This is a genomic window from Klebsiella sp. BIGb0399 (assembly GCF_003752615.1).
In the GTDB taxonomy this organism is placed as follows: domain Bacteria; phylum Pseudomonadota; class Gammaproteobacteria; order Enterobacterales; family Enterobacteriaceae; genus Klebsiella; species Klebsiella lignicola.
This window is the reverse complement of the sequence record NZ_RKHT01000006.1, coordinates 296,933-319,181: the sequence shown is the minus strand read 5'-3', so window position 1 is coordinate 319,181 and position 22,249 is coordinate 296,933. Positions and strand designations below refer to the sequence as shown.

General features: G+C 57.6%; 17 protein-coding genes. 9 read left to right on the top strand and 8 right to left on the bottom strand.

Features of this window, described 5'->3' with window-relative positions; genetic code table 11:
* Positions 1-142: 142 nt before the first annotated feature.
* Positions 143-1,072 carry a LysR substrate-binding domain-containing protein gene (locus tag EDF82_RS12155; RefSeq protein ID WP_123755805.1) on the bottom strand — a complete coding sequence of 310 codons (930 nt, stop codon included), beginning with the start codon at positions 1,070-1,072 and terminating at the stop codon, positions 143-145.
* Between the two features lie 171 nt (positions 1,073-1,243).
* On the opposite strand from EDF82_RS12155, the gene EDF82_RS12150 reads away from it, so the two are divergent.
* The 8 genes from EDF82_RS12150 (at position 1,244) to EDF82_RS12115 (ending at position 9,692) form a co-directional block, all read left to right on the top strand.
* Positions 1,244-2,194, top strand: coding sequence for a branched-chain amino acid ABC transporter permease (locus EDF82_RS12150; protein WP_123755804.1), 951 nt, complete (start codon positions 1,244-1,246; stop codon positions 2,192-2,194).
* A 9-nt stretch (positions 2,195-2,203) separates the two neighbouring features.
* Positions 2,204-3,310: a branched-chain amino acid ABC transporter permease gene (locus EDF82_RS12145; RefSeq protein ID WP_123755803.1), complete on the top strand. Its 1,107-nt coding sequence runs from the start codon at positions 2,204-2,206 to the stop codon at positions 3,308-3,310.
* Positions 3,307-4,074 carry an ABC transporter ATP-binding protein gene (locus EDF82_RS12140; RefSeq protein ID WP_123755802.1) on the top strand — a complete coding sequence of 256 codons (768 nt, stop codon included), beginning with the start codon at positions 3,307-3,309 and terminating at the stop codon, positions 4,072-4,074. The genes EDF82_RS12145 and EDF82_RS12140 overlap by 4 nt, the downstream gene beginning before the upstream one ends.
* Positions 4,067-4,786 carry an ABC transporter ATP-binding protein gene (locus tag EDF82_RS12135; RefSeq protein WP_123755801.1) on the top strand — a complete coding sequence of 240 codons (720 nt, stop codon included), beginning with the start codon at positions 4,067-4,069 and terminating at the stop codon, positions 4,784-4,786. The genes EDF82_RS12140 and EDF82_RS12135 overlap by 8 nt, the downstream gene beginning before the upstream one ends.
* A gap of 27 nt (positions 4,787-4,813) precedes the next feature.
* On the top strand, positions 4,814-5,971 hold the full coding sequence (locus EDF82_RS12130) for a branched-chain amino acid ABC transporter substrate-binding protein (protein ID WP_123755800.1): 1,158 nt from the start codon (positions 4,814-4,816) through the stop codon (positions 5,969-5,971).
* Between the two features lie 17 nt (positions 5,972-5,988).
* A complete protein-coding gene (locus EDF82_RS12125) occupies positions 5,989-6,471 on the top strand; it encodes an L-2-amino-thiazoline-4-carboxylic acid hydrolase (RefSeq protein ID WP_123755799.1) in 483 nt (160 codons plus the stop codon).
* Complete coding sequence (locus tag EDF82_RS12120; protein ID WP_123755798.1) at positions 6,468-7,688, top strand: Zn-dependent hydrolase; 1,221 nt, start codon at positions 6,468-6,470, stop codon at positions 7,686-7,688. Before EDF82_RS12125 ends, EDF82_RS12120 begins: the two co-directional genes overlap by 4 nt.
* A 306-nt stretch (positions 7,689-7,994) precedes the next feature.
* A complete protein-coding gene (locus EDF82_RS12115; protein WP_123755797.1) occupies positions 7,995-9,692 on the top strand; it encodes a diguanylate cyclase in 1,698 nt (565 codons plus the stop codon).
* A gap of 54 nt (positions 9,693-9,746) precedes the next feature.
* On the opposite strand, the gene EDF82_RS12110 is transcribed toward EDF82_RS12115, so the two are convergent.
* From EDF82_RS12110 to EDF82_RS12100, 3 genes are read right to left on the bottom strand one after another with little or no spacing between them, the layout of a single operon-like run.
* Positions 9,747-10,769, bottom strand: coding sequence for an ABC transporter permease (locus EDF82_RS12110; RefSeq protein ID WP_187043053.1), 1,023 nt, complete (start codon positions 10,767-10,769; stop codon positions 9,747-9,749).
* Between the two features lie 19 nt (positions 10,770-10,788).
* Positions 10,789-12,273 carry a sugar ABC transporter ATP-binding protein gene (locus tag EDF82_RS12105; RefSeq protein ID WP_123755795.1) on the bottom strand — a complete coding sequence of 495 codons (1,485 nt, stop codon included), beginning with the start codon at positions 12,271-12,273 and terminating at the stop codon, positions 10,789-10,791.
* Between the two features lie 33 nt (positions 12,274-12,306).
* Positions 12,307-13,230: a sugar ABC transporter substrate-binding protein gene (locus EDF82_RS12100; RefSeq protein WP_123755794.1), complete on the bottom strand. Its 924-nt coding sequence runs from the start codon at positions 13,228-13,230 to the stop codon at positions 12,307-12,309.
* Between the two features lie 550 nt (positions 13,231-13,780).
* Between EDF82_RS12100 and EDF82_RS12095 the strand changes: the two genes are divergently transcribed.
* Positions 13,781-14,311, top strand: a complete 531-nt coding sequence (locus EDF82_RS12095) for a phospholipase D family protein (protein ID WP_123755793.1) — start codon at positions 13,781-13,783, stop codon at positions 14,309-14,311.
* Positions 14,312-14,401: 90 nt separating this feature from the next.
* Here EDF82_RS12095 and lysS read toward each other — a convergent pair whose 3' ends face one another.
* The 4 genes from lysS to cadB all read right to left on the bottom strand — a co-directional run bounded on the left by lysS (position 14,402) and on the right by cadB (position 22,240).
* Positions 14,402-15,919, bottom strand: coding sequence for a lysine--tRNA ligase (gene lysS, locus EDF82_RS12090; RefSeq protein ID WP_123755792.1), 1,518 nt, complete (start codon positions 15,917-15,919; stop codon positions 14,402-14,404).
* 1,231 nt (positions 15,920-17,150) lie between these two features.
* Entirely contained in the window at positions 17,151-18,614 is a 1,464-nt protein-coding gene (gene dtpD / locus EDF82_RS12085) for a dipeptide permease DtpD (RefSeq protein WP_123755791.1), read from the bottom strand.
* Between the two features lie 58 nt (positions 18,615-18,672).
* A complete protein-coding gene (gene cadA, locus EDF82_RS12080; protein ID WP_123755790.1) occupies positions 18,673-20,820 on the bottom strand; it encodes a lysine decarboxylase CadA in 2,148 nt (715 codons plus the stop codon).
* 82 nt (positions 20,821-20,902) lie between these two features.
* Positions 20,903-22,240: a cadaverine/lysine antiporter gene (gene cadB, locus EDF82_RS12075; protein WP_123755789.1), complete on the bottom strand. Its 1,338-nt coding sequence runs from the start codon at positions 22,238-22,240 to the stop codon at positions 20,903-20,905.
* Between the last annotated feature and the right edge of the window lie 9 nt (positions 22,241-22,249).

Genomic DNA, 22,249 nt, shown 5'->3' with positions numbered 1-22,249 from the left:
CTATTTTGGTCTTGCCTGCTTTCGCAGTAGCACGCCATCATAAAAATGGGTTATTTCGGCGGATTATCTAAGCGGCCTTTGCCGATTTCAATGGCGACCGAACAAAAGTGTGAACTGGATTAAGTAAATTCTTAAGTCAATATCAACCCAGAGCCTGGTGGCGTAACCAGCTCTGCAAAAGTTTCGCGTTCGCCGTCATATCGCTGTCCTGGCGCACGCAAAGGTAGTAATCCCGGCCATCCTCGATGGTGGCGTCGATGATTTTCACCAGCTCGCCGCTGTTCAGATAGGGCGCGATCAGCGGTTCGCGCATCAGGGCGCAGCCGAGGCCCGCCTGAACGCCCGCCAGGGTCAGCAGGCCATCTTCAAACAGCGGCCCCGTCGAGCGCGGCGGGCGTTTCACCCCCTGCTGAACAAACCACTGGTTCCACGTCGTGCGCTCCTCGTCATGGAGCAACGGCATCTGCAGTAGCTGTTCCGGCGTATCGATATGCCCGTGCAGGCGGATAAACGCCCGGCTGCATACCGGCACCATTCTGCCGGATATCAACTTTTCGCTCTGATATCCGGCCCACTGCCCGTCGCCAAAACGAATCGACATGTCCGATGCATCGCTCAGATAGTTACGATGGTTGGCATAGACCACGTTGATTTCGGTATGGGGGTTGGCGTGGACAAAAGACGGCAGGCGAGGAATAAACCAGCCCATCCCGAACAGCGGGATCAGGCTGATCGTCACCTGCTGAGTTTGCACCTGATCCACCAGATGCTCGGTGGCCTGGCGCAGCACATTAAACGCCGCGCGGATCGAGCGGTAATACTCCCGCCCCTGCTGGCTCAGGGTCAGCCGCCGGCCCTGCCTTTCGGTCAGCGAAATTTGCAGGTACTCCTCCAGCACTTTCAGCTGATGGCTCACCGCCGAGGGTGAAATAGCCAGCTCCCGGGCGGCCTGCGTCACGCTGCCCAGACGGGCGATAGCCTCAAACGCGCGCACCGCCCGCAGCGGCGGATCGTTGGTCAACGTGCTTTCGGTGGTGAGTTCCGGCCCCGCCAATGATTCTGTTTTTTTCATATGTTGATTTTCTTAGTGCAGTCCACGTTTTTGTCACTCATTTAATATTATTAAAAATCATAAATATACAAATAATCACAAACTTCATAAGAAAGAATATATCCGTATTTTACAATTTAATTCATTTATTAGATGGTAGCCGTAATTTGAGCACATTGTCGGGTTATTCAGTTGGACACTCTCATACAACAACTTATAAACGGGGTCATGCTCGGCAGCATCTACGCCCTGATCGCCCTTGGCTATACCATGGTGTATGGCATTCTGCGGATTATTAACTTCGCCCACGGCGATATCCTGATGGTCGGCGCGTTGACCACGCTGTCCGGGATGAATGCGTTGAATGCCCATTTCCCCGGTCTGTCGCCGCTGGCGCAACTGGTGCTGGCGTTGATGCTGGCAATGATCGTCTGCGGCCTGCTGGCCATGGCGGTGGAGCGCTTTGCCTACCGTCGCCTGCGCAACGCGCCGCGCCTGGCGCCGCTGATCTCCGGGATCGGCGTTTCGGTGCTGCTGCAAACCGTGGCGATGATCGTCTGGTCCCGTAACCCGCTAATGTTCCCGCAGATCCTGCCGATGGACCCGATCGCCGTGACCCACGGCAGCGCCGGACACCCGCCGGCGATCGTCACCGTGACCGGCATCGTCACCGTCGCGCTGGCGCTGGCGGTGATGCTCGGCCTGTGGCTGCTGGTGGAATTTACCCGCCTGGGCCGCGGCATGCGCGCGGTGGCGGAAAACCCGCGTATCGCCACGCTGATGGGCGTTAACCCCAACGCCATTATTGCCCTGACCTTTGCCATTGGCGGCGCGTTTGCGGCCCTGGCCGGGGTGATGATGGCCAGCAACTACGGCAATGCCAGCTTCTCGATGGGCTTTCTGCCCGGCATTAAAGCGTTTACCGCCGCGGTACTCGGCGGCATCGGCAACATTCGCGGAGCCATGGTCGGCGGCCTGCTGCTGGGCCTGATCGAATCCCTGGGCGCCGGTTATCTCGGCGACCTGACCAACGGCGTCTTCGGCAGCAACTATCAGGATATCTTTGCCTTTATGGTGCTGATTCTGGTGCTGGTCTTCCGCCCTGCCGGTTTGCTCGGCGAACGCGTCGCGCACCGGGCTTAGGAGAGAACAATGACAACAGCACAACTCGATACCCCTCTCGTCTCCCGCCGCTTCTGGTCCGGCATGACCCTGTTCATCTGCGCGCTGCTGGTCGCCCCCATCGTCGCCAGCCAGCTCGGCGGTAACTATTGGGTGCGGGTCATCGACTTCGCCCTGCTGTACATCATGCTGGCGCTGGGGCTGAACATCGTGGTCGGCTACACCGGCCTGCTGGATATGGGCTTTATCGCCTTTTACGCCGTCGGCGCCTATCTGGCAGCACTGCTGGCCTCGCCGCATCTGCTGGAAGTATTCCCGGTCTTAAATCAGTGGTTCCCGGATGGCCTGCACACCTCGTGGCTGGTGATTATTCCGCTCGCCGCGCTGGTGGCGGCGGGCTGCGGTATCGTGCTCGGCGCGCCAACGCTGAAGCTGCGCGGCGACTACCTGGCGATCGTCACCCTCGGGTTCGGCGAAATTATCCGCATTCTGATGCGCAACCTCGACCGCCCGGTCAACATCACCAACGGCGCCAAAGGTATTTCCGGGGTCGATACGCTGAATCTGTTCGGCCTGAAGTTTAGCGGCGTCTATCACTGGTTCGGCGTTAAAGTCCCGGCGCTGTGGCTGTGGTACTACCTGCTGATGCTGGTCATCGTGGCGATTATTTTCGTCTGTCTGCGCCTGCAGCACTCACGTATCGGCCGTGCCTGGCACGCCATTCGTGAAGATGAAGACGTTGCCCGCGCGATGGGCATTAATCTGCGCAACTACAAGCTGCTGGCCTTCGCCATCGGCGCCTCCTTCGGCGGCGTCGCCGGGGCGTTGTTCGGCGCATTTCAGGGCTTCGTTTCGCCGGAATCCTTCACCCTGCAGGAATCGATTGCGGTGCTGGCGATGGTGGTGCTGGGCGGGATGGGCCACATTCCGGGGGTGATCCTCGGCGCGGTGCTGCTCACTGCGCTACCGGAGCTGCTGCGTAGCCAGGCCGCCCCGCTACAGCAGGCGCTGTTTGGCGAGGTGCTGATCGACCCGGAAATTCTGCGCCAGCTATTTTATGGCCTGGCGCTGGTGCTGGTGATGCTGTTACGCCCGCAGGGCATCTGGCCCGCGCGCCATCAAGGAGCCAAAGCATGAGCCTGTTAAGCGTGCGCCATATGTTCAAGCGCTTCGGCGGCCTGACGGCGGTCGATAACGTGTCGCTGACGATCGATGACGGCGAAATCTACGGCCTGATTGGCCCCAACGGCGCAGGCAAAACCACCTGCTTCAACCTGATTACCGGGCTGTACCCGGCGGACAGCGGCGAGTTTGCCATCGCCGGAGAGCCCTATTCGCCGAAAAATATCGAGAAGGTCACCGCCGCCGGGATCGCCCGTACCTTTCAGAATGTGCGGCTGTTCAACGAGATGTCGGTGCTGGAAAACGTGATGGTGGGCCGCCACGTGCGTACCCGCAATGGTCTGTGGGCCGCCCTCTCCCGCCATAAACGCGCCCGTGCCGAAGAGGCGCAGACCCGCGAGCTGGCGTGGCACTGGCTGGAGTATACCGGCATCGCACAGTTCGCCCACTACCGCGCCTGCGACCTTGCCTATGGCCACCAGCGGCGGCTGGAAATTGCCCGTGCGCTGGCTACCGAACCGCGCCTGCTGGCGCTGGATGAACCCGCCGCCGGCATGAACGCCGCCGAGAAGATGGCGCTTGGCGAACTGCTGCTGCGGATTCGCAACGACGGTAAAACGCTGCTGATGATTGAGCATGACGTCAAGCTGGTGATGGGGATCTGCGATCGCCTGATGGTGCTGGATTACGGCAAAACCTTAACCAGCGGCACGCCGGATACCGTCCGCCGCGATCCGGCGGTTATCGCCGCCTGGCTGGGAGGCAATGCCCATGTCTGATTTATTAACCGTTAACCAACTTGCCGTCCATTACGGCGGTATCCAGGCGGTACGCGACGTCTCCTTTAGCGTTAAAGAAGGCGAGCAAACCACGCTTATTGGCGCCAACGGCGCGGGCAAAAGCTCAACCGTTCGCGCCATTACCGGGCTGGAACCCTTTAGCGGCGACATCCTGTTTAATGGCAAGCCGATACGCCAGCGCCGGGCCGACGCCCTGCTGCGCGAAGGGCTGGTGATGGTGCCGGAAGGTCGCGGCATCTTTGCCCGTATGACGGTGCTGGAAAACCTGCAAATGGGCGCCTGGCTACGTCGCGATAGCGCGGCGGTCCGCCAGGAAATGAGCGATATTTTCGCCGCTTTTCCGCGCCTTGCCGAACGTCAGCATCAGCTGGCCGGACTGCTTTCCGGCGGTGAACAACAGCTGCTGGCGCTCAACCGCGCCCTGCTCAGCCAGCCGCGTCTGCTGATCCTCGACGAACCGTCGATGGGTCTGGCGCCGTTGATGGTAGAGAACATTTTCCGGGTGATTGCCACCCTGCGCCAGCGTGGCGTGGCCCTGCTGCTGATTGAGCAGAACGCCCGTCTGGCGCTGGAGGCAACCGACAGCGCCTGGGTTATGGACAGCGGCAGCATCGTCGAGCGCGGTCCGTCGCAGACGCTGCTGGCCGACGACCGGATTGCACAGATTTATTTGGGCGAAATGCCCGCTTAACACACCAACCAGCCTCAGGGAAAAACAATGAAAACAGCAACAATCAGTGCGCTCAGCGCCGCTATTCTGCTCAGTGGTTTTGCCTCATCCGCCGTATGGGCGCAGGCGCAAGAAACCGTGATTATAGGCCTGGCAGGCCCGCTGACCGGCCCTTCCGCGCGTATCGGCAAGGACCTGGAAAACGGCGCGCAGCTCGCCATTGACGATATCAACAAACAGCACCCGACCATCGGCGGCAAGGCGGTAACCTTCAAGCTGCAATCGGAAGACGATCAGTCCGACCCGCGTACCGCCGTTGCCGTCGCCCAGCGCCTGGTCGACAGCGGCGTCGCCGGCGTGGTCGGTCACTGGAACACCGGCACCAGTATTCCCGCCGCGCGCGTCTATCATGATGCCGGGATTGCCCAGGTGGCGCCGGTTGCGACCGGGCACGCCTATACCAAACAGGGCTTCGACACCAGCTTCCGCGTAATGGGCCACGACGATGACGGCGGCCAGTTTGCCGGACAGTACGCGGTACAAACCCTGAAGGCCAAGCGCATTGCGGTTATCGATGACCGTACCGCCTTCGGTCAGGGGCTGGCGGATGAGTTTATTAAGTCGCTGGAAGCGCAGGGTATCAACATCGTTGACCGTCAGTATGTCGATGACAAAACCATCGACTTCAGCGCCGTCCTGACCGCGATCCGCAGCAAGAACGCCGATCTGATTTTCTTCGGCGGCGTCGATAGCCAGGCCGCTCCGCTGGCGCGCCGCATCAAACAACTGGGCATGAACGCCACCCTGATGGGCGCGGGCGGTTTCGTCAGCCAGACCTTCCTCCAGCTGGCGCAGAAAGAAGGCGACGGCGTGGTCGCGCTGGAGCCGGGATTGCCGGTCGATCAGATGCCCGGCGGCAAAGCCTTTGAGCAGGCTTACCAGTCGCGCTATCACACCCATATCGAGCTGCACGCGCCGTTCGCCTACGACGCCACCCGCGTGCTGGTCGCCGCCATGGAAAAAGCCGACTCCGTCGACCCGGCCGACTACCTGCCGGCGCTGCGCGCCATTAGCTATTCCGGCGTCACCGGACAAATCGCCTTTGATAAAGAGGGCAACCTGAAAGCGCCAAGCTTTACCGTTTACAAAGTCGTCGACGGTAAATGGCAGCCGCAAACCGTACTCGGTGGCGCAAAAACGCAGTAACGCAGTGAGGCAATGTGATGAGTGATAATAATGAGCTGGGCATTCTCGCCCGCCGCAAAATTGAAGCTGAAATAATCAAGCCGATTTACGACATCCTGGTGCGCGAGATAGGTAAAGCGCGCGCCCAGGCGGTCATCGGTGAAGCCATTGAAAACGCCGCCATTGAGGCGGGAAAAACCTTTGCCAGCCAGGAGCCTGACGGCGCGAATATCCAGAGCTTTGTCGCCCTGCAATATCTGTGGGAGAAAGACAACGCCCTGGAGGTCAAGGTACTGGACGCCGACGACCAGCAGTATAACTACAACGTTAACCGCTGCCGTTACGCCGAGATGTATCACGAGATGGGGCTGGGAGAGATTGGTCACCTGCTCTCCTGCGCCCGCGATGACAAATTTATCGTCGGCTACGCGCCGGAGGTGGAGCTGACCCGCACCACCACCATTATGCAGGGCGGAAAGTGCTGCGACTTCCGCTATCGCGTGAAAAAGGACAAACCATGATAACCGTCAACGGCGAGCGCCTGTGGTCAACGCTGAGCGAGATGGCGAGGATTGGCGCCACCCCGGCCGGCGGCGTGACCCGGCTGACCCTCAGCGACGAGGATCGCCAGGCGCGCGACCTGCTGCGCGAGTGGGCGCGGGAGGCCGGTTTTCCCTGCGAAGTCGATAGCATGGGCAATATGTTTATCCGCCGCGCCGGTAAAAATCCGCAGCTGGCCCCGGTATTGACCGGTTCGCATGTCGATTCCCAACCGCTCGGCGGCCGCTATGACGGCATTTACGGCGTGCTGGCCGGGCTGGAGGCGCTGCGCACGCTCAACGAGCGCGGCGTTGAAACCGAACGCGATATCCTGCTGGTCAACTGGACCAACGAGGAAGGGGCGCGCTTTGCACCGGCGATGCTCGCCTCCGGGGTCTGGGCCGGGCAGTTCAGCGAAGCTTACGCGCTGGCCCGTGAAGACCGCGACGGCATCAGCGTCGGCGCGGCGCTGGAGGCTATCGGCTATCGCGGCGAACGTCCTACCGCCGCCTTCCCGCTGCACGCCTGCTACGAAGTGCATATCGAACAGGGGCCGATCCTGGAACAGGAAGGCATTGATATCGGCCTCGTCCACGCGGCGATGGGTCAACGCTGGTTCAACGTCTCGCTGGACGGCTTTTCCGCCCACGCCGGAACCACGCCGATGGGCAGCCGCCGCGATGCCCTGACCGCCTTCGCCGAACTGGCGCTGGCGGTTGAGCAAATCGGCATCGCCCACAACCCCGACGGGCGGGCGACTATCGGCATGGCGCAGGTGATACCGGGATCGCGCAACGTGGTGCCGGGGCGCGTGGAATGCAGCGTCGAGTTTCGCCATCCGCAAACCCCGGCGCTGGAAGCCATGGAGCGGGAGCTGCATCGTGCCGCTGAAGCGCTGGCAGCGCGTGGCGTGACAGCAAACGTCGAGCGGATTTTCGATTATGCCCCTATTGCCTTTGATGCCGGGTGTCTCGCCCGTAGCGAACAGGCGGTCGCGGCACTCGGCTACAGCGCCAGACCGATGGTCTCCGGCGCCGGTCACGATACCTGCTATATCAGCAAGGTCGCGCCCGCCAGCATGATTTTTATCCCCTGCGAGAAGGGAGTGAGTCATAACGAAGCGGAGAACATTCAGCCCGGCTGGGCAGAGAAAGGGGCCAACGTGCTGCTGCACAGCCTGGTGCTCGCCGCGTCATAAAAGTCACCATCCAGTCTCTTTATCGTCATGGCGCCACGCGGTGCCATGACGTCACTCCGTTGCACCACGACGCTCGGCCCTGCGCTAAAGGATCGGCAACATCAAGCATAACCAAATCAAAACAATAAGTTATATTGTTTAACCCGATGACCTAAAACACATTTATTTCTGTATTTTCTGCTAAGATCAGGCAATAGATAACATATAGTAGAGTCACTGAGCGCTCATAGCGCCATCGCTCGCCGTGGTGATTTCGTGTAACCGCGCTCAATTTGTTCTTTTTTACTGCTGACGCTTCGGGTTCGTGTGAAAACAAAAAAGAAATCCACAACGTCGTCCAATGTCCTGCGCTATATCTGGGGCTCCGCGCTGGCGACCATTTTTTTAACCACCATAACGTCCTTCTGGCTACTTTCCGGCTCCTGGTCGATGTGGAAAAGCGCCCATAACAACGTCATTCAGTTTGACGTTTTTTACCGCGTGCTGCAGGTCTCCAACGACCTCGCCGGCGAGCGTGCCTTTGTCAACGAGCTGGTGCTTAGCCCGGCGGCAGAAAAAGAACAACGCTGGCAGGCGCTTATCGAACACCGAAAAATCACCGACCGCGACCTGCAGACGATCCCAAAAGACCTGCTGTCACCGGCCCTGATGGCCGATATGGTGCAGCAACTGGAACATTCCCGTCGTCTTGCCAGTACTTTCCGTACCCAGGTACTGAGCGACCCGGATACCGCCAACCACACCATTCTCGACATGGTGGTGGCCACCGACTTCTACCATAAAGCGTTGTTTGAGCGGACCTCTGAATTTCTGCTGCTGGAACCCAGCGCCCTCGGCCCGATCCTGCGCGCCCAGGCGCTCGGGGAATTGCGGGACGCCACCGGCCGGCTCGGTTCACAGGTGCTGATCCCGCTCGCCACGGACACCCCAATCCCCCAGACCAACCGGGAAGCGCTGATCCGTGGCATCGAGAGAATCAATACCGCCTGGTGGATCCTGCAAACCCAGGGCGATGAATCCACCTATCTGCCGCATTTCCAGAGTAAGCTGGATAGCACGCGCCGCGCCTTCGAAAAAGAGGGTATTGCCTTAATTAATCAGCTAAAAACTGAGAGTGATAATGGTATGCCCTACAGCGTGGATGCCGAAGGTTTTGCCACCCGCTACCACGCCAGCCTCAGCGCCTTCGATAATTTGCTCGATACCTATATGACCGGCGTGAAAGATCACTACACCGCTACCGAGCACCAGGCATTGCGGAGTTTCCTGTTACGACTGGTGGTGCTTGGGTTGATCTATGCCCTGACCATCGCGATGATTTTCTACATTCGCTCCCGGGTGTTACGACCGATTCTGCGCTTAAACGATATCGCCGCGGCGCTGATTGCGGGTAAACAGCTGCATGTGCAGATCGATGACGACACCGCCGAAGAGGTGCAGGAACTGTTTTCCTCGCTGGGCACTTTAGGGGAGAAACTGCATGAAGATGCCCTGCTCAGCCGTAAATATCAGCGCGAGTCGGAAGAAGACCCGCTGACCCACCTGTATAATCGCCGGGCCTTTACCAACCAGGCCAATGCCCGCATCAGCCAGTCCAGCAAGGCGCTTCCGGCGTGGTTAATCATGCTGGATGTCGACCGCTTTAAGTCGATTAACGATAACTGGGGGCACCCGATGGGTGATGAAGTGCTGGTGGCTCTCGCCAATACCTTGCAGAAGTGCAGCCGCCCGGAGGACGTGGTGGGCCGTCTGGGGGGAGAAGAGTTTGCGGTGCTGCTGTTAGCCAAAACCGCGGATGAGGTTGCCCGCTACGCCAGCACTATTCAGCAGGAAATCCGCAAGCTGACGTTCCATACCACCGGGAATCACACCTTTAAAGTCACCGCCAGTTTCGGGGTCTCCCGGGGCTGGCAGTGCCCGCTGACCGAGCTGCTGTCGCAGGCCGACAGCGAGTTGTATAAAGCCAAAAACAGCGGCCGCGACCGGATTTGCGGCCTCCCCTGAGTACCGCCTGAACCGCAGAACCCGGCATAACGCCAGGTTCTGCGGCCCGGTCGATCAATGCTTCTTGCGGTTACGGCGCATATCGATCGTCACCGCGGCGACGATAATAATCCCTTTGATAATATCCTGAACGTAAGCATCCACGCCGACAAAGGTGAAGCCGCTTTTGATTAAGCCGAGGATCATCGCGCCAATCAGGGTGCCGGTAATTCGCCCGACTCCGCCCATCAGGCTACTGCCGCCGATCACCGCCGCGGCAATGGCGTCCAGCTCATAGGACATGCCCATGCTCGACTGGCCGCTGCTGACGCGCGCCGCCAGCACCACCCCGGCAAGGCCGGACAGCGCCCCGGCGATGGTATAGACGATCACCAGATACTTATTCACGTTGATGCCGGACACTTTTGCCGAGGTCATGTTGCCGCCGATGGCGTACACATATTTACCGTAGCGGGTGTGCTTCAGCGCGATGTGAAACAGGGCGGCAATCACGAAGAAGATAATCACCGGCATCGCGCCCTGACCAATCGAGGTAAAGCTGTCAGACAGGAAGCTAATCGGGTTTCCCTGGGTGTAGTACTGCGCCAGACCACGTGCAGAAACCATCATCCCGAGGGTGGCAATAAACGGCGGAATACCGGTGCGGGTGACCAGAAAACCGTTGGTTAACCCGCACAGCAGCCCGACGCCAATCCCGGCGCAAATCGGGATCACCGCCGGCAGATTCACCAGCGCGGGAAACATCGGCGACAGGCTATCCGAAGTCTGCGCCAGGCTGGCCGCCACCACGGCCGCAAGGGCAATCACCGACCCGGAGGAAAGGTCTATCCCGGTGGTAATGATGACCTGCGTCACCCCGACGGCGATAATCCCGATAATCGCCACCTGCAGAACAATCAGAATCAGTCGGTTGGTGTTCATCAGGAAGGACTGGTCCCGGACAAACCAGCCGGCGATTTCAAAGGTCAGGGCAATCGCCACCATGACGATAAATATTCCGGTATCTTTCGGCAGTTTATGGCGCAAATTCCCCAGAAAAGAGGGACGCTCAGTTGCCGGTGCTGCGGTCAATTTCATATTGCTCATTCTCTACGCCTCAATGGGATGCCAACGACAAAATGGTTTCCTGATCGGCCTCGTCTTTATTGAGGATGCCGGTGATCCGCCCTTCGTGCATGACCATCACGCGGTCACTCATGCCAAGAATTTCCGGGAGTTCTGAAGAGACCATAATGACGGCGACACCGCGGTTCGCCAGCTCGCTAATCAGATGATAAATTTCAGCTTTCGCCCCCACGTCAATGCCGCGGGTCGGTTCATCGAGTATTAATATTTTCGGCTGCGCTAACAGCCAGCGGGCAATCAGGACCTTCTGCTGGTTGCCGCCGCTGAGGTTATTAATAATCTGATCCATAGTCGGGGTTTTAATATTCAGACGGCGGATCTGTTCCATGCAGTCTTCCGCCATCTTCATATGTTTGACGAACCCGCTCTTGCCAACATATTCCGGCATATTGACGATGCTCATGTTCTCCATCACCGAGAGCACCAGGAACAGCCCGGATTTTTTGCGGTCTTCGGTCAGCAGCGCCATCCCTTTTTCAATCGCCACGGAAGGCGAGCTAATCGTGACCGGCAGGCCATCAATCAGCACGTCGCCGCTGTCAAAGTGGGTCATGCCAAACAGGCTTTCCATCACCTCGCTGCGCCCGGCACCGACCAGCCCCGCCACGCCGAGGATCTCCCCCCGCCGGACGCTGAAGTTAATGTCATCAAAATACCCTTTGCGCGACAGATGCCGAACCGTCAGGACATCCTCGCCAATGGTGTTGTTGAATTTCGGGAACAGCTGGGTTAATTCGCGGCCCACCATCTGGGTAATTAACGACTGGCGGGTAAATTCCGCCGTCTGTTTGCTGCTGACCCAGGCGCCGTCGCGAAAGACGCTAATTTCATCGGTGATGGTGAAAATCTCGTCCATCTTATGGCTGATGTAGATAATGGCTTTGCCCTGCTCGCGTAAATCACGAATGATCGTGAACAGGTGGGCCACTTCCCCTTCGGTAAGCGCCGATGTCGGTTCATCCATAATCACGATATCGGCATTCCACGACACCGCTTTGGCAATCTCCACCATCTGCTGGGCGGCAATGCTCAGGTCGCCCACCAGCGCATCGGCGGAGAGGCGGATATTCAGTTTGTTGAGCAGCGCCTGGGTCTGGCGGGTCAGCTGGCGATGGTCGACAAAGCCGTATTTCATCGGCTCCCGGCCCAGCCAGATATTTTCCGCCACCGTCATATGCGGCACCAGATTCAGCTCCTGGTGGATCATCGAGATCCCCGAGCGCAGCGCATCCATCGTATCCTGGAACTGCACCGGCTCGCCTTTCACCCGAATCGCGCCTTTATCGGGACGGTAGATCCCGATCAGGCACTTCATCAACGTGGATTTTCCAGCGCCATTCTCCCCCATCAGCGCGTGCACCGTTCCCGGGCGCACGCGTAATGAGACATTGTCGAGCGCCTTCACGCCGGGAAAGAACTTGCTGATACCTTCGGCTTCAAGTGCAAAAGCGTTCATACTTCACCCTCCGTACCGCCGTTCCCGGCCCGATTATTTTTGGTTACGGCTGACGAAGTCAGACATATTCTCTTTGGTAATCAGCTGGTAAGGCACATCGATGATTTTTTCGACTTTCTCGCCGTTGGCCAGTTTCACCGCCGCATCCACCGCGCCTTCGCCCTGCCCTTTCGCGTCCTGGAAAATAGTGGCGATCATCTTGCCGTTTTTCAGCATCTGTAATGCGTCTGGGGTGCCGTCGACGCCGGCAATCAGGATGTGGTTCGGGTTACTGCCCAGCGCCTGCAGGGCACCGATCGCCATCTCATCGTTGTTGGAGGCGATGGCCTGAATATCTTCCCCGCTGGTCATCCAGTTACTCACCACGTCCACGGCATCGTTGCGCATAAACTTGGCGGTCTGTTTCTGGACGATTTTAATATCCGGGTATTTCGCGACCACCTCTTCCACCCCTTTGGTGCGGTCGCGGGTAGATTCGTTAGCCAGGTCTCCCAGCAGAATCGCCACGTTGCCTTTACCGTTCATCGCTTTCGCCAGCGCTTCCATCTGCAGACGACCGGCCAGCACTGAATCGGAGCCGACGTAGGCCATTTTGTCGGTCAGCGGCACCTGTGGACGACGGTTAACGAACACCAGCGGAATACCGGCTTTAGTGGCCTGGTCGATAATCGGTTTCACCGCGTTGGTATCGACCGGGTTGACGATGATCGCGTCAACGCCCTGGCCAATGAAGTTCTGCACCTGCTGAAGCTGCTGCGCGACATCGCCCTTGGCATCTTCAACCTGCGATTTCACGCCCTCTTTCTGCATCTCTTTCTGCATCGCGGTACGCAGAATAGTCAGGAAGTTATCATCGAAAAGCGCCATCGAGACGCCTACGGAAAGGTCTTTGGCCATCACGGCGGCGGGCAACATACAGATTAACAAAGAGGCAACAATCGTTTTCTTGATGTTCATAGTTGATCCTTGGGGTTCGGTGATATGCCGGTGCATTGAGATAAAATGAAAAATTCATTTCGTCATGTTGCTTTCTGATGCCGATCGACGCCAGGAGCAGAGGGACAACCTCTGAGAGCCCTGTTTTTGTTCATGTTTATGATTACTGCTAAATTCAGTTGATTTTTAATGAATTATTAAAACAGCAGTTCATTAACCATGCGATTTGTCGACAGCCTCAATTCAGTTGTTTTGTTTCATTAACATCAAATATGAAACTTTTATAATTAAATAACTGAAATGAAAATTTTAAAACCGCCTGGTAACAGAACTTTGACAGATATCTAACATTGCTGCATAAACGAGCAAAAAATGAGAGGCAGGTTACAGATTGCGCATAAGTCAGCACCCGGAAGGTGGCATTTAAGCAAACAAGATTTCTCACATTAACTACGTGGTTAATTGAAACGTCAGGCACTATTTTCACCCCGCCGTGACGGTGAGATTCCCAAAGCTGGCGCAGAGGCATAGACTGCTCGCTTCCGTCATTATTTCGTGCAGGCAACCTGCCATGTCCCGTCGATTTTCGCTTAAGCTCGCCCTCCTGACCGTGGCGCTCGCCCTGCCCGCGCTGGCGCAGGCCGCGCCAGATATTGAAGTGGGTTTTTCACCAGAAGGCTCGGCCCGGGCGCTGGTGCTGCAAACCATCAATCAGGCCCACACCTCGATCCAGATGATCGCCTACGCGTTTCAGGCGCCGGATATTGCCCGCGCGCTGGTGGCTGCCGAGGCCCGCGGGGTGAAAGTGCAGATCGTGGTCGATAAAAAACGCAATCGCGTGAAGGCCAGCCAGGCCATGATGCAATATGTTGTTGAGGGCGGTGTGGCGCTGCGGGTAGACGGCCATTATCACATTCAGCATGACAAGATGATGATTGCCGATGGCGACACCGTGGAAAGCGGATCGTTTAACTATGCCCCGTCCGCCGAAACGGAGAACAGCGAAAACGTCGTGGTTATCCATCATCAGCAGGCGCTGACCCGGCAGTTTATCGCCCACTGGCAATCCCGCTGGGATCAGGGAGTGGCCTACGCCGGTTAACTTTGCGCAGGATGGCAGGATTATGCGTGGGGGATGTTCAGAAACGCCCCTCGCCATGCGTGCGCAAGGGGCGTGATCTTTCAGAGCAGTTTATTTCTGCGGACGCATCGCCGGGAACAGGATCACGTCGCGGATGGTGTGGCTGTTGGTAAACAGCATCACCATACGGTCGATACCAATCCCCAGACCCGCGGTCGGCGGCAGACCATACTCCAGCGCCGTCACGTAGTCTTCGTCGTAGAACATCGCTTCGTCGTCACCGGCCGCTTTCGCGTTAACCTGGTCCTGGAAACGTTGCGCCTGGTCTTCCGCATCGTTCAGCTCGCTAAAGCCGTTACCGATTTCACGTCCGCCAATGAAGAATTCAAAGCGGTCGGTGATTTCCGGATTAACGTCATTACGACGCGCCAGCGGAGAAACTTCTGCCGGGTATTCGGTAATAAAGGTCGGTTGAATCAGGTGCGCTTCTGCCACTTCGTCAAAGATCTCGGTGACGATACGGCCCAGGCCCCAGCTCTTCTCAACATTAATACCGATGGATTTGGCGATGGCTTTCGCCGCGTCGAAGTTATCCAGATCCGCCATTTCGGTTTCCGGGCGGTATTTCTTGATAGCTTCACGCATGGTCAGTTTTTCAAACGGCTTGCCGAAATCGAAGGTCTGATCGCCATAAGGCACCTGCGTTTTACCCAACACGGTTTGTGCCAGCGTACGGAACAGCGATTCGGTCAGTTCGATCAGATCTTTGTAATCCGCATACGCCATGTACAGTTCCATCATGGTGAATTCTGGATTATGGCGAACGGAGATCCCTTCGTTACGGAAGTTACGGTTGATTTCGAACACCCGCTCAAAGCCACCAACCACCAGGCGTTTCAGGTACAGTTCCGGCGCGATACGCAGGTACATGTCCATATCCAGGGCGTTGTGATGGGTGATGAACGGACGAGCAGACGCCCCGCCGGGGATCACCTGCATCATCGGGGTTTCGACTTCCATAAAGCCGCGGGCGACCATGAACTGGCGCATCGTCGCGAGAATTTGCGAACGGACTTTAAAGGTGTGACGCGATTCGTCGTTGGCGATCAGATCCAGGTAGCGCTGACGATAGCGAACTTCCTGATCCTGCAGGCCGTGGAATTTATCCGGCAGCGGGCGCAGGGCTTTGGTCAGCAGGCGCAGTTCGGTGCAGTGAATGGAGAGTTCGCCGGTCTGGGTTTTAAACAGCTTACCGCGAGCGGCGATGATGTCGCCAAGGTCCCACTTTTTAAACTGGTCGTTGTAGATGCCTTCCGGCAGATCGTCGCGCGCCACGTACAGCTGGATGCGGCCGCCGACGTCCTGCAAGGTAACAAAGGAGGCTTTCCCCATGATGCGGCGCGTCATCATACGACCCGCTACCGAGACTTCAATATCTAACGAGGTGAGCGCGTCGTTATCCTTGCCATCGAATTCAGCGTGCAGTTGGTCAGACGTATGGTCACGACGAAAATCGTTCGGGAACGGGATACCCTGCTCACGCAGCGCAGCCAGCTTTTCACGGCGGGTTTTCAGTTCATTATTAAGGTCAATTGCCTCATCGGCACTTTGTGCTTGTTGTTCAGACATGTTGGTTCCTCATAACCCTGCTTTCAATCTTGCTTCGATAAATTGAACCAGGCCACTATCCGGCGCAGCCTGGTGCGTGCGGGTCTCTGCACCAGTACGCCGCCGATCTCTGACGTCACCGCCAAAGAGCGAACGATAGAATATTTACGATCCTGGCTTTACTTAAGGCTGATATCACTCAGCAATTACAGAATTAAAGCTTTTTCATTCACTGGCTCGCCATCTCGCCAGAATATCCTCCTCCTAACAGATGAATGATGCAAGACGCAGATCGGCCAGCGCCTCGCCGGGCACTATTGGTAGCCCGGACAAGGCGCAACGCGCCGCCTCCGGGACAGCGGTAAGTTTGCTCCCAGGATTCCCCCGGTGGCGCTACGCTGACCGGGCTACGGGCTAGCACTATTGGTAGCCCGGACAAGGCGCTACGCGCCGCCTCCGGGACAACCGCCGGTTTGCCTCCTGGCTTCCCCGGTGGCGCTACGCTGACCGGGCTACAGGCTTGCGCTATTGGTAGCCCGGACAAGGCGCTACGCGCCGCCTCCGGGACAACGGCCTGTTTGCCCCCTGGATTCCCCCGGTGGCGCTACGCTGACCGGGCTGCAAGCTTGCACCGTCGGTGACCCGGACAAGGCGCAATGCGCCGCCTCCGGGACAGCGGCAAGTTTGCCCCCTGGGTTGTTCCCCGGTGGCGCTACGCTGACCGGGCTACAGGCTTGCGCTATTGGTAGCCCGGACAAGGCGCAACGCGCCGCCTCCGGGACAACCGCCGGTTTGCCCTCTGGCTTCCCCGGTGGCGCTACGCTGACCGGGCTACGGGCTTGCGCTATTGGTAGCCCGGACAAGGCGCAACGCGCCGCCTCCGGGACAACAGCCAGTTTGCCCCCAAGATTCTCCCGGTGGCGCTACGCTGACCGGGCTACGGGCTTGCGCTATTGGTAGCCCGGACAAGGCGCTACGCGCCGCCTCCGGGACAGCGGCAAGTTTGCCCCCAGGATTCCCCGGTGACGCTACACTGACCGGGCTACGGGCTTGCGCTATTGGTAGCCCGGACAAGGCGCTACGCGCCGCCTCCGGGACAACCGCCGGTTTGCTCCCAGGGTTCCCCGGTGGCGCTACGCTGACCGGGCTACAGGCTTGCGCTATTGGTAGCCCGGACAAGGCGCTACGCGCCGCCTCCGGGACAACCGCCGGTTTGCCTCCTGGCTTCCCCGGTGGCGCTACACTGACCGGTCTACAGGCTTGCGCCGTCGGTGACCCGGCGTTTACCCACGCTGCACACCGCGCCGAAGGCCAGGATGACAATCACCGCCACACACCCCAGCGTCCACTCCCCGATTTGCGAGAAGAAATGCTGCCAGGCGGTAATCGCCGTCTCGCTGAGCTGGGATTCGGTGGTCTGTTGCGCCACGATCCCCGCCAGCCAGTTGGCCACCGCTCCGGTCGCCAGCATATAAATCCCGGTCAACACGCCGGTCACCCCCGGCATGTTCAGACGGGTGATCTGCGCCATCGCCACCGGGTCGATAAACAGCTCGGCAAAGCCCATCAGCGCCAACCCGGTGACCATCAGCCCCATTGAGGCCTGCCCATCGGCGGCACCGTGGCGGGCGTTGAGGGCCAGCACCATAAATCCGCAGCCCATCAGCACCAGACCAAAAGCAAACTTCAGCCAGACGCGAAACGCCGAGCGGGTGCTGCCTTCCGGGCGCATCAGCCATGCCAGCACCACCCCTGCGGCCATCACCGCCACCGCATTCACCGACTGGAACAACGCCGTCGGCACTTCAATATTCAACAGATGACGATCGACAAAACGATCGATAAACAGGCTGATCGAACTACCGCCCTGCTGCGCCAGAACCCAGAACAGGGTGCCGGTCAGCATCAGCAGTACGATTTGCCACAGCGCCCGGCGGTGTTCCGGGGAGGAGATCATGATCCGCGCCACCATCTGGGCGGCAAACACGCAGACGATCGCCAACAGATAGCCAGACCAGTTGTTTTCCAGCAGCAACGTGAAGAAAACCGGCGCGACGCACAGCATCACCACCAGCCAGCCCCAGGTGGGCAGCACAAATTTCACCGCGCACAGCGCCTGTTTATCGACGCCGCGGGTGTGGCTGAAATGCCGATGGCCGCTCAGGAAAATCAGCAGCCCGATAAACATACCGATCCCCGCCAGCGCAAAGCCGATGTGCCAGCCGTACCATTGCGCCGTCAGACCGCAGGCAATTGGCGCCGCGATGGAGCCGACGTTCCCTGCCGCGTACAGCAGTGAAAAACCGCCGTCGCGTCGACGATCGTCGGTGGCGTACATCTCGCCAAGCAGGCAACTGATGTTGGATTTGAACAGACCATAGCCGCAGATAATGATCGCCAGCGCGAGGTACAGGCTCCAGGTGGCATCGGATTCGACGCCCAGCACCACATGGCCGAGCGTCATCAAAAGCGCACCGGCAATAACTGCCGTGCGATTGCCGAGCAGGCGGTCGGCAAGCCAGCCGCCGAGAATGGGGGTCACGTAAACCAGAGAAGCGTAAGCACTGAACAGACTGATGGCGTGGCTGTCATCAAAGCCAAGTTGATGGGTGAGATAGAGGATGAGTAAGGCACGCATGCCGTAAAAGCTGAAGTATTCCCAGATTTGGATCGCTACGATGTAATAGATCGCGCGCGGTTGTGAGGGTGTTTTCATGAGGTCTCCTGCAGCGTGAAAAAAGGGAAGTGGCAAGCCACTTCCCCTGGAGCTTCAATTACTTATTGTTTTCTTCTTGCAGCACTTTAACGGTGTAACGACCATCCGCCTGACGATAGGCACCGTGGATGTCGGTTTCGAAGCCCGGGTAGTGGGCGCCGATTTCGCACAGCATCTGCAGGAATTCCAGGACCGGACGGCTCTCTTCGGTGATCATTTCACCTGGCATCACCAGCGGAACTCCCGGAGGATACGGCAGGATCATGTTGGCATTGACACGGCCAACCATCTCTTCGAGATACACTTCTTCAGTTTTACCGTGCAGCTCTTTCTGGAACGCAGCGTACGGTGTTACCACCATGGCCGGCAGCACTTCGAATGCGCGGAACATCAGGTCCGGCAGGTTGTGGTGCGCGATCAGTTTGTGAATGTTCTGCGCCAGTTCCTGAACACGCATGTTTTCATAGAACTCTGGATCTTCACGATACAGTGACGGCAGCATGTTTTTCACACGCAGGTTCAGGTCGAACGCACGTTTGAAGTCGGTCAGAGCACGCAGCAGGCTCAGTGCTTTGGTTTTGTCGATACCGATGCTGAACAGGAACAGCAGGTTGTACGGACCGGTTTTCTCAACCACGATGCCGTGTTCGTCGAGGTATTTCGCCACGATGCTGGCCGGAATACCGAACTCGCCCATGGTGCCGTCTTTCTTCATCCCCGGAGTCAGCAGCGTGACTTTGATCGGGTCGAGGTACATGTGTTCGTTATCGATGTTTTTGAAACCGTGCCATGCGCTATCGGATCGCAGCGGCCAGCATTCCGGGCCATCGATATGTTCCGGCTGCCAGACATCGAAGAACCAGCCTTCAGACTCGCCTTTCAGACGTTTGATCTCTTTACGGAACTTGATAGAACGTTCGATAGAGCCATCAATCAGACGTTTACCGGCGTTGCCTTTCATCATTGCGGCAGCGGTTTCTGTTGACGCCACGACACCGTAATGCGGAGAAGTGGTGGTGTGCATCATATAGGCTTCGTTGAAGGTCTCTTCGTTGACATCACCTTTTACGTGAATCATCGAAGCCTGAGAGAAGGCCGCCAGCAGTTTGTGCGTGGACTGGGTTTCGTAAATCACTTTCCCTTCAACACGGCCACCGCTCATCCCGCATTTCCCGGCATAGATTGGCGAGAAGTTGGTGTAAGGCACCCAGGCGGAGTCAAAGTGGATGGATTTCACATCCAGCGTTTTCTTGATGAAGTCGGTGTTGTACAGCAGACCATCATAGGTGGAGTTGGTGATAACGGCGTGTACCGGCCAGGTAGCGTTCGGCGTCTCTTTCACGCGTTTAGCGATAGTCGCGTGCTGGAATTCGCTCTGCGGAATACCACCGAGGATGCCGTAAGCGTTACGGGTCGGACGGAAGTAAATCGGCGTAATGTCGCTCATCATCATCAGATGGGTCAGCGATTTGTGGCAGTTACGGTCAATCAGCACGGTGCTGCCGGCTGGTGCAGAGTACATACCGACGATTTTGTTCGCGGTTGAAGTACCGTTGGTCACCATGTAGCTGCGTTCTGCGTTGAAGACACGCGCGATGTACTCTTCCGCTTCTTTGTGCGGGCCGCTGTGATCCAGCAGTGAACCCAGTTCAGAAACTGAAATCGAGATATCGGACTTCATGGTGTTAGAACCGAAGAAGTCATAGAAGATGCTGCCTACCGGGCTTTTCTGGAAAGCGGTACCGCCCATGTGGCCAGGAGTACAGAAGGTATATTTGCCTTCACGCACATATTTGAACAGCGCTTTGGTCAGCGGCGGCAGAATAGTGTCGATGTACTCATCGGTATTCTGTTTGATTTTATCAGCGATATCATCGGCGGCGCCCAGTGCATATTCGAAGAAGCGCACCTGCATACGCAGATCGTTAAGGCTGACGTCCAGGGTAGAGTAGGTATTGGCGAAAGCATACAGCGGCATATATTCGTTCAGTTTGCTGATTTCTTCGCACAGTTCGAGATTGTACTTATCCCAGTCGAAGATCACGCCGCACAGGCGGGCGTTATTTTCGATCAGCTTCAGTAAATCTTCGCGGTCGTTCGGATAGACAATACGGAAGTCCAGGCGTTCAAGGGCGCGATGCAGTTCACGGATAGGCTCTTCTTTAAAGTAGACGCCCATGTGATTCATGATTGCGATAACGTTCATAGTCGAATCTCCAGATATGGAGAGCCCCTCCCGTCACGAGATGACAGGTGCAGGAAGGAGCTCCAGGAAAAGGGGTTACTGATTAATGTGCGCTGGCGGCAGAGCTGTCAGTGTTGTCATTTTCGTGCTGACGCTGGTGCATTTTGCGACCGTAGAACATCAGGATGATCAGGCTGACGATAAAGGTACCGGCCAGTTCGAAGGAGCTTGCACCCATCAGGGCGATGAAGCAGAACGCACAGCCCAGTACGGAACAGATCAGGCTGACAAGGTTGCGAATGTTGATGCCTTCGAAGCGAATCAGGTCAACGCAGGAGTAGAAGTAAGGCAGCATGGTCAGCAGTACGGCGATACCGGTGAGCTCACCGAACAGGTCAGAGGCTTTACCACCGCTGGAGTTCATCAGGGTGATCAGCACCATCAGCGCGGTCATTTTCACCGCGGCCAGCAGCAGGCCTTTTTTCGGGATACCGTTGTTATCAACTTCGCCATACACTTTCGGGAAGTTACCGTCGTTAGCGGCACGTACACCGGCCTGGCCCACCAGCATCATCCAGGAACCAAGAGAGGTCAGACAAGCAAAGGCGGTGAAGGCGGAAACCACTGGCGCAGCCCAGCCACCGAGAATAGTCGAAGCACTGATCGCGAACGGTGCACCGGAAGCTGCCATCTGAGCGGCAGGGTACATACCGGCGATAACCTGAGTTGCTGCGATATAAACCACACCCGCCATCGCGGTGCCGAGCATGGTTGCCAGCGGAACGGTACGTTTCGGGTTTTTCACCATACCGGTACTAACGGCCGCGGATTCAACACCCACGAAGGCCCACAGGCAGAGCAGAATACTTTTGATAACCGCGTGGCTGTCCGGGGTGCTGGATGTGTTCCAGTTCGCCTGATAGGTCGCGGCATCAAACCAGTGCCAGCCGATAACCGCAGTCATCACCACCGGAATTAATACCAGCACCAGACCGATAGTGGTCAAACGGCTGACCCAGGTACCGCCGAGCATATTCACGAAGGTAAATATCCAGACGATCGCAATACACGCGATACCGGCTGGAATCGGGTTATTCAGAATCGGGAAGAAGGTCGAAAGATAAGAGACGGCGGTAATACCGATTGCCAGGTTACCAATCCAGTTTGCATGATAATAAAGGACACCGGTCTGGAAACCGAACGCGGGAGATATTTCCCCGGCATAGGCAATTGGGCCACCCTGCTGTGGGTTTTTGGTTGCCAGTCGGGCATATACATAAGCCAGCGACATTGCCCCAATAATAGAAATAACCCAACCCCAGATAGCAATACCACCGATGCTGGCAAGGTTCGCAGGTAATAGTGCAATACCGCTCCCCATCATATTACCAGCGACCACGCCGGTACAGGCAAATAGCCCTATCTTCTTGGCAGAACTCATGTTTGCTTT